Source organism: Pseudomonas putida (genome assembly GCF_001636055.1).
Taxonomy (GTDB): Bacteria; Pseudomonadota; Gammaproteobacteria; order Pseudomonadales; family Pseudomonadaceae; genus Aquipseudomonas; species Aquipseudomonas machongensis.
Genome location: NZ_CP011789.1, coordinates 4,968,872 through 4,982,612, shown reverse-complemented (window position 1 = coordinate 4,982,612; position 13,741 = coordinate 4,968,872). Strand labels below are relative to the sequence as shown.

The following is a 13,741-nucleotide window of genomic DNA, read 5'->3' as shown; positions in this document are numbered from 1 at the left end:
GCGGGTAAACCCGCTCCCACAAGAGCACATCCGACCCTGTGGGAGCGGGCGTGCCCGCGCAGTGGCCGCAGCGGTCTACAGCAACTCGAAGCTCTGCTGCTGCACGGCCTGCGAGTCCAGTCCGATCTGGACGTTGAACTGCCCAGGCTCGGCCACATGCTGGAGCTGGCCATTGTAGAACTTCAGGTCATCCTCGCTGATGCGGAAGGTCAAGGTTCGGGACTCGCCCGCCTTGAGCAGCACCTTCTGGAAGTTCTTCAGCTCTTTCACCGGACGGCTCATCGAAGCGCTGACATCCTGGATGTACAGCTGCACCACGGTTTCGCCATCGACCTTGCCGGTGTTCTTCACCGTCACTTCGGCCTGCAGGTTGTCACCGCGCTTGAGCGCGGTCTTCGACAGCGCAAGATCCGAGAGCTCGAAGGTGCTGTAGCTCAGGCCGTAACCGAACGGATACAGCGGGCCATTGGGCTCCTCGAAGTACTGCGAGGTGTAGTTGCCCGGCTTGCCCGGGGTGAACGGGCGACCGATGCTCAGGTGGTTGTAGTACATCGGGATCTGCCCGACCGACCGCGGGAAGGTGATGGCCAGCTTGCCGGATGGGTTGTAGTCACCGAACAGCACATCGGCGATGGCGTTGCCGCCTTCGGTGCCGCTGAACCAGGTTTCGAGGATGGCATCGGCCTGCTCGCGCTCCCAGGCGATCGACAGCGGGCGGCCGTTCATCAGCACCAGCACCAGGGGTTTGCCGGTGGCTTTGAGCGCCTTGATCAGCTCGCGCTGTACTGCCGGAATCTCCAGGGTGGTGCGGCTGGATGACTCGTGGGACATGCCGCGCGACTCACCCACCACCGCCACTACCACGTCCGATTGCTTGGCGGCCTTGACCGCTTCATCGATCAGCACGGCGGCCGGGCGCGGATCGTCGATGATTTCTGGCGCCGCGAAGTTGAGGAAGTTCAGGTAGTCGAAGATCGCCTTGTCGCCGGTGATGTTCGAACCCTTGGCGTAGATGACCTTGGCCTTGCCTTCGGTGGCGCGACGCAGGCCTTCGCGAACCGTCACCGAATGTTCGGGGCGGCCGTCGGCAGCCCAACTGCCCATCATGTCGATCGGGGCATCGGCCAGTGGGCCGACCAGGGCGATGGTGCCGGCCTTCTTCAGCGGCAGGGCCTGGTTCTTGTTCTCCAGCAGCACCAGGCTGCGCCGTGCCACGTCGCGGGCGGCCTCACGGTGCAGGCGGTCGTCGCCGTAGTAGTCCTTGAGATCGGTCTCGGGCTTGCCGATGCGCACGTAGGGGTTCTTGAACAGACCCATGTCGTACTTGGCGCCCAGCACTTCGCGTACCGCCTGGTCGAGCTCGGCCTGGGTCACTTCACCGGACTTGAGCAGGCCCGGCAGTTCCTGGCCGTAGAGGGTGTCGTTCATGCTCATGTCGATGCCGGCCTTGATCGCCAGCTTCGCCGCCTCGCGGCCGTCGCGGGCGACGCCGTGGCGGATCAGCTCCTGGATGGCGCCGTGGTCGCTGATGGTCACGCCCTTGAAGCCCCACTCCTTGCGCAGCAGATCGTTCATCAGCCAGGTATTGGAGGTGGCCGGTACGCCGTTGATCGAGTTCAGCGCCACCATCACCCCGCCTGCACCGGCGTCGAGGCTGGCGCGGTAGGGTGGCAGGTAGTCGTTGTACATTTTCGGCAGGCTCATATCGACCGTGTTGTAGTCGCGCCCGCCTTCCACTGCGCCATACAGGGCGAAGTGCTTGACGATGGCCATGATGCTGTCGGGCTCGGCCGGGCTCTTGCCCTGGAACGAGCGGACCATCACCTGGCCGATCTTCGAGGTGAGGTAGGTGTCTTCGCCGAAGCCCTCGCTGGTGCGGCCCCAGCGAGGGTCGCGGGCGATGTCGACCATCGGCGCGAAGGTCATGTCCAGGGCATCGGCCGAAGCTTCGATGGCCGAGGTGCGGCCGACCTTGGCGATGGCGTCCATGTCCCAGGTCGCTGCCAGGCCCAGGCTTATCGGGAAGATCGTACGCTCACCATGGATGGTGTCGTACGCAAAGAACATCGGAATCTTCAGGCGGCTGCGCATGGCGGCATCCTGCATCGGCCGGTTCTCCGGCGCTGTGCGCGAGTTGAAGGTACCGCCGATGCGACCGGCGGCGATCTCCTCGCGGATCTTTTCGCGCGGCATTTCCGGGCTGATACTGATCAGGCGCAACTGACCGATCTTCTCGTCGACGGTCATCTGGCTGATCAGATGGTCGATGAAGGCCCGCTTGTCTTCCAGGGGCGGGGCAGAGGTGGCGGCCACGGCCGCCTGACTGGCAAGGCCCATGGCCAGGCCCAGCAAGGACAGTTTCATCATCAATTCCGTTGTCGAGTGGTTCGCTCGCGGCCGATTTTTCGGACGGCTGTTGTTGTCTGGCCCGCTGGCGGTGTAACAGGTCGCTCCCCCATCCTCCCGCGGTCGCCGCGGATTATGCCTTATAAGTGGGGCTCGATGAGATACACTCTCGCGACCGCGTGCCGGGCTAACAACTATAAGAACGATCGAGAGACCGAAGGCATGACCCTTCTCAATGAATACGAACAACGCCAGGTTGCCGAAGCCATCGCTCGTGCCGAACAGCGCACCGACGCGGAGCTGGTGACGGTGCTGGCGCGCCACGCCGATGACTATGCGTACCTGCCGTTGCTGTGGGCCGTGCTGCTGGCGCTGGCGCTCCCCGGATTGGTGCAGGTGCTGCTGGGGTGGCCAGGGCTGCGTGGGCTGCTGGTCGCCCAGGTACTGACCTTCATCGCCTTCAGCCTGTTGCTGCGTAACCCGCGCCTGGCCGGCTGGCTGGTCCCACGGGTGCTGCGCCACCGCCGTGCCGCCGATCTTGCCCGGCGGCAATTTCGTGAGCAAAACCTGCAACGCACCGAGGGGGCTACCGGGGTGTTGATCTTCGTCAGCGAGGCGGAGCGCTATGTGACCATCCTGGCGGACGAGGGCATCGCCCAGCATCTGGACGAACGAGCACGTGCCGAACTGGTGGCACGTTTTACCGCGCAGGTCTGCGCGGGGCGCACCTTGCAGGGGTTCGTCGAATGCATCGATGCCTGCGGCGAGTTGCTCAGCCAGCACCTGCCGCCGACGCGGCGGCGCAACCAGTTGCCCAACCAGCTGGTGATCCTGGATTGAACAGTGTGTGGCGGTGCGGGCCGACGATGGGGCCTGCACAGCCACTCAAGCCTGCAAACCTGTAGAATGCCGGCCATTGCGCATCTTGAGGCACCCCCTTCCCATGTCTTCCTCCACCCCCGCTGCGGACGCCCGCGCCCAGTTCCTGACCTTGCTGGGCGATGCCCTGCACAGCGAAACCCTGACCAAGCTGGTGCTGGCGCGTCATGTCGGCGCCGACCATAGCCTGCAGCGGATCATCGCCAAGCCAGTGCAGATCAAGGGTCAGCCCTGCCTGTCGCTGGTCTACCGTCACCAGACCCGCGACATCACCCGCAACCTGCCGCTGGATCAGGCCCAGGCCCTGGTCGCCGAGTTGTTGCCGGAGAGCTTTCGCAATGCCCACCTGTTCACCGCCGAAGGCGAGGTGCAACTGGGGTTCAGCAAGAAGGGCAAGCCGCTGTTGCAACGTCACAGCGCCCAGGTGCCGCGCGAGGCTGCGGCGGGCGGGCACGATCGTGAGAAGAAACGCTATCTGGAACTGTCGCGGCCATTTCTGCGCGATCTGGGTGTGACCGACACTCAAGGTGCGCTGATTCCGTCGATGTCGCGCAAGTGGAAGCAGATCAACAAGTTCATCGAGGTCTTCGCGCATGCCCTGGGCAGTGCGCCGCTGACTGCCGACCAGGTGCTGCGAGTCGCCGACTTCGGTTCGGGCAAGGGCTACCTGACCTTCGCCATGCATGACTACCTGCGCAACACCCTGGCTCGCGAAGCGCAAGTGACCGGCGTGGAATTGCGCCCCGACATGGTCGAGCTGTGCAACGCTGCCGCGGCGCGGCTGGAGCATTCTGGCCTGGAGTTCCAGTGCGGCGATGTGCGCAGCGTGGTGCCCGATGCCATCGAGGTGATGATCGCGCTGCACGCCTGCGATATCGCCACCGACTACGCCATCCATACCGGGATCCGCTGCGGCGCGTCGATCATCATGTGCTCACCGTGCTGCCACAAGCAGATCCGTCCGCAACTGCACAGCCCAGGGCTGTTGCAGCCCATGCTGCAGTACGGGCTGCACCTGGGCCAGCAGGCCGAGATGCTCACCGACAGCCTGCGCGCGTTGTACCTGGAAGCCTGTGGCTACGAGACCAAGGTGTTCGAGTTCATTTCGTTGGAGCACACCAACAAGAACAAGATGATCCTGGCGGTCAAGCGCAGACAGGCTGGGGATAACAGCGCACTGCTGGAGAAGATCGCCCAGCTCAAGGCGTTCTATGGGATACAGGAGCATTGCCTGGAGAGCCTGTTGCGGGCCGATGGGCTCATTGCCGGCTGAGTACTGCCAGGCCCTGTGGGAGCGGGCTTGCCCGCGAAAAGCTCAGCGCCAATGTTCGCGGTGGTTCGGCGCCCCGACAAACTCGCCTCCACCGCGACTGGCGACAATCAGAAGAACCGCGTCACGCTGATCTTGGCATTGCGCCCTTGCATCAGCGCATTCTCCCCCGACAGCTCTGGTCGGGCCGACTCGTTGAACAGGTTGTCCACCGTCAGGTTGACCTCGGTGCCTTTCAGGTAGGCCTGCTGCGGCTTCCAATTGGCGAACAGGCCGTGGATCTGGTAGCTGCTGTTGGCGAACTGATCGTAGTAACGGTCACCCAGTACGCTGGCCGGCCCCTCGTAGTACTTGTCGCTTGGCAGGCGGTCGGTCTTGCGCACGAACTGCGCGGTCCAGCCGATCCGCGCATCCCAGGCCGGAATCTTCACCCCCAGCGTGGTGATCCATTTCGGCGCGGGAATATCCTTGGCCCACACATCCGGGCCCCAGGGGTTGGTGTAGGCGCCCTGGTGACGGCCGGTGATCCAGGAGAACGACGCCGAGCCGAACAGGTAGGTCGAATCGTAGAAGCTCTCGACCTCGAAGCCCTTGATCACCACATCGCCAATGTTGCGGTAGTTCGACATCAGCCCGCCGCCACAGGTGTTGGCAATGCTGCCACCGGTGACCAGTTGCTGTGGGCAGCCGATGCCGGTGGCCTTGAAGATCTCGTCCTCGATGTGGTTGCGAAACAGTGTGGTGCGCACCTGGGCGCTGTCGTTGGCCAGCACCAGGTTGTCGAAGTCGAACACGCTGCCCACGCGCAGGGCGGTGATGCGCTCCGGGTCCAGGTTGCGGCTGGTGGCTGTGCGGCTGCCGCTGCCCTGGACTTCGTACTGCTCGTCCAGCACCGGCGCCCGCCAGGTCTTGCTGTAGTCGGCGAACAGGGCGGTGTTGGGCGTGACCTTCCAGAACACCGACAGACGTGGCGACCAGCCGCTGTAGGTCTTGTCGCTGTAGTCGTGGCCGGCGGCCGGGTTGTTGTACAGCGGGGCATCGTTGGGCTTGCCCTCGTTGGTCACCTGGTCGTAGCGCAGCGACGGGGTGATGGTCACGTCACCCAGGGTGACGGCATCCTGCAGGTAGTAACCCTGGCTCCGCACCTTGCCGCTGGGCATGAAGTACGGCTGGTAGTGGCCGTAGTTGTAGCGCGGCGTGTCGTAGATGCCGCCCGGCATCCACATCTGCGTGTCGCGGTCGTGGCGGCGCACTTGCACGCCCGCCGTCAGTGCGTGCTCCAGCACGCCGGTCTCGAACAGGCTGGTGTTGGTCACGGCGAGCATACGGTCGCGGTACTCGGTGTCCATCTTGCGCCCGCCGGTGGCAGGCTGGAAGAACGCCGTGGCCAGGCGCTCGTCGGTCTGCTTGGTGTCGGAGTCGGAGTACTTCACTTCCAGGTCGACCCAGCGGTTGTCGATCGGCTGGTAGGTGTAGGTGGTCGACCAGGTGGTGTCGGTGGTGGTGCGGTTGGCCAGGAAGCGTTTGAGCGCCGCTTCGTAGCCGTACTTCTTGATGTCGGCGGCGGTGGGCGGCGTGGGGTAGGCGGTGGACGAGAACGGCGCCCAGCGTTCGCTCTGTGACTGCGACCAGGAGAAGCCCAGGCTGTGCTCTTCGTTGAAATGCACGTTGCCCTTGAACAGTGCGCCGTCCAGGTCGAGGGCGCTGTTGGGCAGGCGCGTGGGGTTGATCGGGTAGCGGCCTTGGGGATCGGGGATGTTGCTGGCCAGCTTCATGTCGCCGCCGTCGCGCTTGGTCAGGTAGGCCAAGCCATCGAAGCGGCCATCCTCGGTGCGACCGAACAGCGCCGAGCTGTACACCTGCTGGTGGTCGTTGCTGGCGTAGCCGTACTTGACCATCGCGCCGCTGTTGCGCCCTTCCTGGAGCAGGTCGCCGGCGTCCTTGGTGGTCATGTTGACGCTGCCGCCGAAACCGCCATTGCCGGTCTTGACCGAGTGCGGGCCTTTTTCCACCTCGATGTGCTTGATCAGCTCCGGCTCGATGAAAACCGTGCCTTGCTGGTAGCGTTCGAAGCCGCTCTTGGTGGCGCCGTCGACGGTCATCGGCACGTCTTCGGCGTCGCCCAGGCCCCAGATGTTGATGGTCTGCCCGCCCGGCTTGGCCGAGCCGCCCATGTTCACGCCTGGCAGAGTGGCGAGCACGCTGGGGATGTTGCTGGGCTGGTAGCGGTCGATCTGTTCCTGGTTGAGGGTCGAGCGTCCGACGTTCTGCGGTCCGATCTGCTGGCCGTCGCCGACGATGCTCATGGCGCCAAGCTGGATGCTGTTGTCGGCCTGTGGTTGCTCTTCGTTGAGCCGCACCACGTAGGTGTTGCCCATGCGCACCATGCTGAAGCGGCTGCCGGCAAGCAGGCGGGCGATCGCATCCTGCGCCTCGTAGGCACCTTGCAGGGCCGGGGCCTGGGCGTTGTGCAGCAGGGCTTCGTCGAACAGCAGCTGGACCTTGGCCTGCTGCGCCAGTTGGCTCAGCGAGCGCGCCAGCGGTAGGGCGGGCAGGTCGAACTGCTGCGGCGCGGCTTCGGCGGCCAGGCTGATAGCCAGGCACAGGGCGAGCAGGGTGGGACGAGTGGGCAAGGTTTTCAACGGACGCAACGCAGGCAACATGGATTCCCCCAAACGGCAAATGGCCGGAAAAAAGCCCGCCGTTCACGCGGCAGGCGGGGAGGAAGACGCGGTGTTGGGAAAAACCCTCACCTGCGAATGATAAAAATTCTCAAATTTATTTCGAGCGATGTTCGATGCGCAGGCGGCCGTCGCCGAGCAGTGTGGTTTTTACCGGGAGCAACGCGGGCAGAGCGGTGAGCAGTGCATCGGGATCGTGCACATCGAGATTGCCCGACACCTTGTAGCGGCCCAGGCTCGGATCGGCGAGCAGCACCGGTTGCTGGCGGTACAGGCTCAGTTCGTCGATCAGGCTCGCCAGTTCACGGTTGCGAAAGCTCACGTGGCCATCGCGCCAGTCGGCCACCGGCTGTTCCCCGAGCTCCTGACGCACCAGCGTGCCGCGTGCCGTGTCGTAGGTGACCCGTTGTCCGGCACCGAGCAGCAGCGCAGGCTGATGTTCGCCCGAGGTCTCGAAGGCGACCTGGCCGTGGGCCACGCTCAGGGCCAGCTCGCGGTCTCCACGGCGCAGGTCGAAGCCGGTGCCGACCACGCGCACGCGGGCACTGCCGGCATCGACGAACAGCGGGCGCTCCTTGTCGGGTGCCACCTCGATGTACAGCTGGCCGTGTTCGAGGCTGATCAATCGTTGTTCGGCGGTGAAGTCCAGGCGCAGGCGGGTCTGGGCGTTGACGAACAACTGGCTGCCATCGGGCAGGCGCAGGGTGCGCATGCTGTTGCTGGCCGCCAGGTTCTGATGCATCGGTGCAGTGGTGCTGCCCAGGTTGCTGGCCAGCACCGCGCACAGCAGCGCCGCAGCCATTGCCAGAGCCGGACGCCAGCGCGGCGGCTGGCGTATCGGCAGGGCGACAGGCTGGCTGGCCTGCTTGAGCGCCGCCAGGTCGTCCCACAGCTGTTCGAACTGCCGATAGGCGCGCGCATGCTCCGGGTGCTGGATCCACAGGGCGAAAGCCTTGCGCTCCTCACGCGACGGCGTATTGCGGTTGCGCGTGAACCAACTGGCCGCCTGGGCGTCGATCGGGCGCTGGTCGATGTCGTCGATAAGGCTCATTGCGGCTGCTCCCTGCCATTGTCACTGTCCAGCCGTTGCTTGCATTGCAACAGGGCGGCGGCGATGTGCTTCTCGACCATGCTTACGGAAATATCCATGCGTTCAGCGATCTGTGCCTGGGTCAGGCCTTCGAAGCGGTGCAGCATAAGGGCTTCTCGTCGCCGCGGCGAGAGTTCGCCGAGCACTTCACGCAATTGATCCAGGCGTTGCGCGTGCTGGGCGTGGTCGAGCGGGTCGTTGTCGGCCGCTGTTTCGTCCTGGGCCTGGTCGTCGAGCACGGCATGGCGCACCTTCTGCCGACGCCAGTGATCGCTCAGCAAGTTGCGCGCCACCTGGAACAGAAAGGCGCGGGGTTGCTCGACCTTGGCCCGGTCGCGGTAGCCCAGCCATTGGGTGAAGACATCCTGGGTCATGTCGGCGGCGTCACTGGCATTGTCCATGCGCTTGCGCAGGAAATGCAGGATCTCGGCATAGAAGCCGCGGCAGGTGTCCTGGGTGGCTGGGTCGGGCTTGAGGCGCTGCATGCACGCTTTCCGGGCTGGCCTGGGAAGGAAAGGGTGCGGATCTTATCGAGAATTATTTACATTTACCAGATCGCCGCGGATGAATTGTCAGTGACGTCGCGCTTGCGCCAACGGCACCGGCAGTGCCAGTTCCGCGGCGCCGAGCGGGTGGCTGGTGGCGTCGAAGAAGTGCAGGGAAACGCCAGCAAGATCGGCGAAGCGCTTGGAAAAGTGCTGCTTCTGATTGATGATCGAAGCTTCGTTCAGTGGCCGGATGGCGATGCTCAAGTGCTTGGGGCGTGCTTGGTGAATGGCTTGCAGCAGGTGTTCGTCGCTGCTGTCCAGGTGGTGGCCGAACAGGCACAGACCGTCGTGTTCGGTGGCCAACTGCGCGAGGCTCCAGGACAGATAGTCCGAGTTGCGGATCGCCCGCAGTTTCTGCTCGCTGCGGTCTTCGTTGACGAAGAGCGGCACCTCGCCAGGGATGTTCACGGCGAAGCCGTCGAGCAGTTCGCTGCCGACAGCGCTGCGCTGTCGCGTGCTGCCGTCGGGCAGCTTGAGCAGGTGCATGCCACCGTGCAGGTGCAGGACCCGGGTGCCGGTGCTGGCGGTGCGGCGTACATCGAAGAAGCCTTCGTCATCGAACAGCTGCGCGAAACCTTGTGGCGCATGTTCGATGGCCCAGGGCAGGATCAGGTCGTAGTTGCTGGTGTAGACGCTGCGGTACTGGCGCAGTGCGGCGTTGATCGACGCCAGGGTGGCGCTCGACAACAGCGTGTGCGGCGGATGCACCGTCCGGGTGGCGTGGATCAGCGCTTCCTTGATCGAGTAGTAGCGGTTCAGCGGCGCGGTGGAGTTGATCGCCAGGGCCGCATTGGCCCGTACCGTGGTGTTCAGGGTGCTCAGCACCGGTTCGAACAGCTCGGTGCCCAAGGCCTTGAACAGCGCCTGGTCGCTGATCGCCAGGCCGCTCTTGCGTCCCGCGCGCTGCGCCTGTTCGAACAGCGAGAAGTAGCCGAACGGCTTCCACAGCACCCGGCTGGCGCCATTGCCCACCAGCAGGGCGGTGCAGGAGTGGCGGGCGTTGAGATCGGGCCAGTTGGCCAGCTGGGAATCGAGAGAGGGCATCGCGCATCCGTGGGGCAAGGGTGAACGCGGGGACTTTAGCATGTCATCCAAGCTGTGAGAGGCTTGCGTCTCCAAGGAATCAGCTGCGCAGCTTCCCTTCTGAACGCGCAGCCCAAGAGGATCGATGAATGCGTATACCTGCTCTTCCGGCAATGGGCCTGGCCCTGCTCCTTTGCGCGATGAACGCCGGCGCCAGCGATGGCCCCTCCCTGGCCAAGGCCCAGCATGTTCCCCATCCGGCGGTGATCGCCCACCGCGGCGCCTCCTTCGATGCCCCCGAATCGACGCGAGCGGCCTACCTGCTGGCCCGTGAACTGGGCGCCGACTACCTGGAGCTCGACCTGCAGCGCACCCGTGACAACGTGCTGGTGGTGGTGCATGACGATGTGCTGGCGCGTACCAGCGATGTGGCCGAGCGCTTCCCCGAGCGGGCGAAGAGCCCGGTCAGCGATTTCACCCTCGCCGAGTTGAAGTCGCTCGATGCCGGCAGCTGGTTCAACAAGGCCTATCCGGATCGTGCCCGTGAATCGTTCGGCAAGCTGCAGATCCTGACGCTGGACGAAGTGATCGATATCGCCGAAGGCAACCCCGAGCGCCATCCGGGGCTGTACATCGAGACCAAGGTGCCCAAGCAGTTTCCGGGCATCGAGAAGCAGCTCAAGGAAAAACTCGAGGCTCGCGGATGGCTCGACAAACCGGGCCGGGTGATCCTGCAGACGTTCGATCGCAACAGCCTGGCGCTGCTGCACCAGCAGATGCCACAGGTGCCGAAGATCCTGCTGCTGTGGATCGGCAAGGACAGCATCGAGCCGAAGTCGGGCAAGGATTTTGCCGATTCCGCTGAACAGGACAAGGCCGCGTTCTATGCCCGCCAGGAACCAAAGGACCGTGAGGAATTCCTCCGTTGGCTGGATGCGGCCAAGGCCGGTGGCGCCATCGGTACGGGGCCTTCGGCGGTGCGCAGCAATCTGGGCGAGCAGAGCTATGCCGATCTGATCAAGCCATGGATGAACCAGGCCAGCCATGAGCGTGGCTTGCTGGTGCATGTCTACACCCTCGATGAGCGCGTGGACTTCGACAAGGCGATGAAGGCGGGGGTGGATGGTATCTTCACCAACCGGGCCGGGGAACTGCTGCGTTTTTATGGGCGTGCGCAGGTACCGGCCGAGGCGCAGTTGTTGAAGGCGCTGGGTTACTGATCGCAGCAGCACGAAGCCTCTGTAGGCGCGGGCTTGTCGGTGAAAAGAACCGCGATGGAGGACACCGGGTTAGCCGGTGATCGCGAGACAAGCCCGCACTCATACGGCGCGATTTTTTGCTGGCCAAGGTGCATGAGGTGGAACAGGTGAAGTACCCGGCTGCTTGCTATGCGGATTGATCACTCTGATCTGCAAGGGGATGGCGAGCGTGACGCAGGCGTAGGGCCGCGCGCCATTGGGTAGTGCTCTTGGAACGTGTATGGGTGTCAGTGGGAAAGCGCCTTGAGTACATGATCAGGATCATTGTAAATCGCACGTAACAGGGCTTTTGCCGGCCCTGTGGGTTCCCTGCGGCCTTGCTCCCAGTTACGCAAAGTGGCGACCTGCACATCGATCATTTCGGCGAACCGGGCCTGTGACAGGCCGGTTGCCTCGCGAATGCTCTTCACTTGTACTGCATTCACCTCGAACTGGCGCGAAGCTTGGCATTTGCCGTGAATGATCTCATCCATCTGTTGGACGCTTTCCATCAATTCGTCGAAGAAACGGTTCATACCGGGCTCCAATGGAGGACGGGTGTCTCGCACGTTGCGGGTGCGGTGTGCCCACGCGAATGACTGAAAGTAATTTACGCACCGTGCTGAGTTCTGATCCTCATGTAATCCGCTTCTGTCATTCCGCTCCCTGCTCACGCCGCTCCCTGTTACGCCACACCCGATAGGCGCGGATACCGGCGCGGACCGAGCCGAACAGCAGCTTGTCTTCCATCTCCCGCGCCATCCCCGAGCGCACCAGCATGCGCAGGAAGGTGCCGCGGGCGCGGGCGATGGCGAAATGCACGCCTTGCGCTTGCAAGGTGTCGCGCACTTCGCGCAGGGCGGCGATGCCGCTGACGTCGATGCTGGTCACGGCCTCGGCATCGAACAGCACAGCCTTGGGCTCGGGCTCGCGCTGCAGGGCTTCGAGCAGACGCATCTTGAAGTAGTCGGCGTTGAAGAACAGGATCGCGTCATCGAAGCGGTACACCACCAGGCCAGGTACCGTGCGTGCGTCCTGATGCTGGCGTACGTCGACCTGGCCTTCGATACCCGGTACCCAGCCGAGCACGGCATCGGTGGGTTGGTAGATGGTGTAGAGCAGACGCAGGATGGCCAGGGTCACGGCGAAGACGATGCCTGGCAGCACGCCCAGGCCAAGCACGCCGATGGTGGTCAGCAGGCACAGCCAGAACTCGAAGCGGCTCAGGCGCCGGATCTTGCCCAGCGACTTCAAGTCGATCAGACCCCAGCCAGCCATCAACAGCACGGCGCCCAGGGCGGCCTGGGGGATCCAGGCCATGGGAGCGGTGAAGAACAGCAGGATCAGCGCGATCACCAGCGCGGCGATGATGCCCACCAACTGGCTCTTGCCACCGACCATGTCGTTGACCGCGGTGCGCGAGTCTGCTCCGCTGATGGCGAAGCCCTGGGAAATGCCAGCGGCCAGGTTGCTCACACCCAAGGCGACGAACTCGTGGTTGGCATTGATCGCGTAGCCATGCCGCGCGGCGAAACTGCGCGCGGTGAGCATGGCGCTGCAGAAGCTGACCGTGGCGATACCCAGCGCGTCGCGCAGCAGGCTCTTGGTTTCGGCCAGGTTGCTCTGGGGCCAGGCCAGCTCCGGGATGCCCGCAGGCACTGGGCCCAGGATCGCTACGCCGAATCGGTCGAGACCGAACAGGGCTGCTAGCACGGTGAACACTGCCACAGTCACCAGTGCCGCAGGCAACCTCGGATAGCGCCTGGGCAGCCAGATCAGCAGGGCCAGGCCACCGAGGCCGATGACCAGGGTCAGCCAGTGGATCTCACCCAGGCGCTCGAGGAAATTGATCAGACTCAGCACGAAGCCATCGCCCTCGATGCGGAACCCGACCACTTTCGACAGTTGCCCGGCAATCAGGCTCAGGCCGATACCGTTGAGGTAGCCGATCAGGATCGGCCGCGAGAAGAAGCTGGCGATGAACCCGGCGCGGGCCAGGCCTGCCGCGATCAGCATCACCCCGACCAGTACCGTGACGATCACCGACAATTCGGCGATGCGCTGCGGATCGCCCATTGCCAAGGGCGCCACAGCCCCGGCGATCATCGCGCAAGTGGCGGCGTCGGGGCCGACCATCAATTGCCGCGAGCTGCCGATCAGGGCGTAGACCATCATCGGTAGTACGCAGGCATACAGGCCGTACTGCGGCGGCAGGCCGACGATCTGCGCGTAGGCGATGGCGATCGGGATCTGGATCGCGGCCACCGACAGGCCCGCCTGCAGGTCGGCGTGGAACCACTCGCGACGGTAGTGCAGGAGGTTGGCCAGGCCGGGCAACCAGCGGGAGAGAAACATGGGCAGTCCCTTGGAAATGTCTCTGGGTAGAGTAGGCGATATGCACCCGAAGCCGTCTCGCTTGCAAGCGAAATCCGGCCGCGCATTCAAGCGGATCGGCAAGGGGGCGGCCATGGGCCAGATCAATGGAAGATGCAGAAACGAAAAAAGAGCCGACGGCTCTTTTTACGGGCGCTGAAACCAGGGGTTTCAGGCGAGGAATCTGGAGCGGGTAGAGGGAATCGAACCCTCAACTAAAGCTTGGGAAGCTTTCGTTTTGCCACTAAACTATACCCGCTTCGCAGCGCGACTTTTTACCAGAACCCAAGCCT

10 protein-coding genes and 1 tRNA gene are annotated in these 13,741 nt (G+C 64.0%); 3 read left to right on the top strand and 8 right to left on the bottom strand.

Annotated elements, in window-relative coordinates:
• Nucleotides 1-75: 75 nt before the first annotated feature.
• On the bottom strand, nt 76-2,367 hold the full coding sequence (gene bglX / locus AB688_RS22430) for a beta-glucosidase BglX (protein WP_063545939.1): 2,292 nt from the start codon (nt 2,365-2,367) through the stop codon (nt 76-78).
• A gap of 201 nt (nt 2,368-2,568) precedes the next feature.
• Between bglX and AB688_RS22425 the strand changes: the two genes are divergently transcribed.
• Both AB688_RS22425 and AB688_RS22420 read left to right on the top strand, forming a co-directional pair.
• On the top strand, nt 2,569-3,186 hold the full coding sequence (locus AB688_RS22425) for a TPM domain-containing protein (protein ID WP_054894479.1): 618 nt from the start codon (nt 2,569-2,571) through the stop codon (nt 3,184-3,186).
• Nucleotides 3,187-3,289: 103 nt separating this feature from the next.
• Nucleotides 3,290-4,498: a class I SAM-dependent methyltransferase gene (locus AB688_RS22420; protein ID WP_063545938.1), complete on the top strand. Its 1,209-nt coding sequence runs from the start codon at nt 3,290-3,292 to the stop codon at nt 4,496-4,498.
• Nucleotides 4,499-4,605: 107 nt separating this feature from the next.
• On the opposite strand, the gene AB688_RS22415 is transcribed toward AB688_RS22420, so the two are convergent.
• From AB688_RS22415 to AB688_RS22400, 4 genes are all read right to left on the bottom strand, one after another.
• Complete coding sequence (locus AB688_RS22415) at nt 4,606-7,158, bottom strand: TonB-dependent receptor (protein WP_063545937.1); 2,553 nt, start codon at nt 7,156-7,158, stop codon at nt 4,606-4,608.
• Nucleotides 7,159-7,273: 115 nt separating this feature from the next.
• The gene (locus AB688_RS22410; RefSeq protein ID WP_063545936.1) at nt 7,274-8,227 is read right to left on the bottom strand and encodes a FecR family protein; all 954 of its coding nucleotides are present in this window, start codon (nt 8,225-8,227) and stop codon (nt 7,274-7,276) included.
• The gene (locus AB688_RS22405; RefSeq protein ID WP_063545935.1) at nt 8,224-8,751 is read right to left on the bottom strand and encodes an RNA polymerase sigma factor; all 528 of its coding nucleotides are present in this window, start codon (nt 8,749-8,751) and stop codon (nt 8,224-8,226) included. The genes AB688_RS22410 and AB688_RS22405 overlap by 4 nt, the downstream gene beginning before the upstream one ends.
• 87 nt (nt 8,752-8,838) lie before the next feature.
• Nucleotides 8,839-9,858, bottom strand: a complete 1,020-nt coding sequence (locus AB688_RS22400; RefSeq protein WP_063545934.1) for a DUF4917 family protein — start codon at nt 9,856-9,858, stop codon at nt 8,839-8,841.
• Between the two features lie 128 nt (nt 9,859-9,986).
• Here AB688_RS22400 and AB688_RS22395 point away from each other — a divergent pair, with 128 nt between their 5' ends.
• Complete coding sequence (locus tag AB688_RS22395) at nt 9,987-11,057, top strand: glycerophosphodiester phosphodiesterase family protein (RefSeq protein WP_063545933.1); 1,071 nt, start codon at nt 9,987-9,989, stop codon at nt 11,055-11,057.
• Nucleotides 11,058-11,323: 266 nt separating this feature from the next.
• Here the strand turns inward: AB688_RS22395 and nadS are convergent, their stop codons facing one another.
• The 3 genes from nadS to AB688_RS22380 form a co-directional block, all read right to left on the bottom strand.
• Nucleotides 11,324-11,611 carry a NadS family protein gene (gene nadS, locus AB688_RS22390; RefSeq protein ID WP_063545932.1) on the bottom strand — a complete coding sequence of 96 codons (288 nt, stop codon included), beginning with the start codon at nt 11,609-11,611 and terminating at the stop codon, nt 11,324-11,326.
• A gap of 118 nt (nt 11,612-11,729) precedes the next feature.
• Nucleotides 11,730-13,430 carry a SulP family inorganic anion transporter gene (locus tag AB688_RS22385; protein ID WP_063545931.1) on the bottom strand — a complete coding sequence of 567 codons (1,701 nt, stop codon included), beginning with the start codon at nt 13,428-13,430 and terminating at the stop codon, nt 11,730-11,732.
• Between the two features lie 203 nt (nt 13,431-13,633).
• A tRNA-Gly gene (locus AB688_RS22380) sits at nt 13,634-13,707 on the bottom strand.
• Nucleotides 13,708-13,741: the final 34 nt, after the last annotated feature.

Bases quoted from the DNA above. Each gene is read 5' to 3' on its own strand.
- AB688_RS22420 (WP_063545938.1), top strand. From the start codon at position 3,290: ATGTCTTCCTCCACCCCCGCTGCGGACGCCCGCGCCCAGTTCCTGACC.
- AB688_RS22425 (WP_054894479.1), top strand. From the start codon at position 2,569: ATGACCCTTCTCAATGAATACGAACAACGCCAGGTTGCCGAAGCCATC.
- AB688_RS22385 (WP_063545931.1), bottom strand. From the start codon at position 13,430: ATGTTTCTCTCCCGCTGGTTGCCCGGCCTGGCCAACCTCCTGCACTAC.
- AB688_RS22405 (WP_063545935.1), bottom strand. From the start codon at position 8,751: ATGCAGCGCCTCAAGCCCGACCCAGCCACCCAGGACACCTGCCGCGGC.
- AB688_RS22415 (WP_063545937.1), bottom strand. From the start codon at position 7,158: ATGTTGCCTGCGTTGCGTCCGTTGAAAACCTTGCCCACTCGTCCCACC.
- bglX (WP_063545939.1), bottom strand. From the start codon at position 2,367: ATGATGAAACTGTCCTTGCTGGGCCTGGCCATGGGCCTTGCCAGTCAG.
- AB688_RS22400 (WP_063545934.1), bottom strand. From the start codon at position 9,858: ATGCCCTCTCTCGATTCCCAGCTGGCCAACTGGCCCGATCTCAACGCC.
- AB688_RS22395 (WP_063545933.1), top strand. From the start codon at position 9,987: ATGCGTATACCTGCTCTTCCGGCAATGGGCCTGGCCCTGCTCCTTTGC.
- nadS (WP_063545932.1), bottom strand. From the start codon at position 11,611: ATGAACCGTTTCTTCGACGAATTGATGGAAAGCGTCCAACAGATGGAT.
- AB688_RS22410 (WP_063545936.1), bottom strand. From the start codon at position 8,227: ATGAGCCTTATCGACGACATCGACCAGCGCCCGATCGACGCCCAGGCG.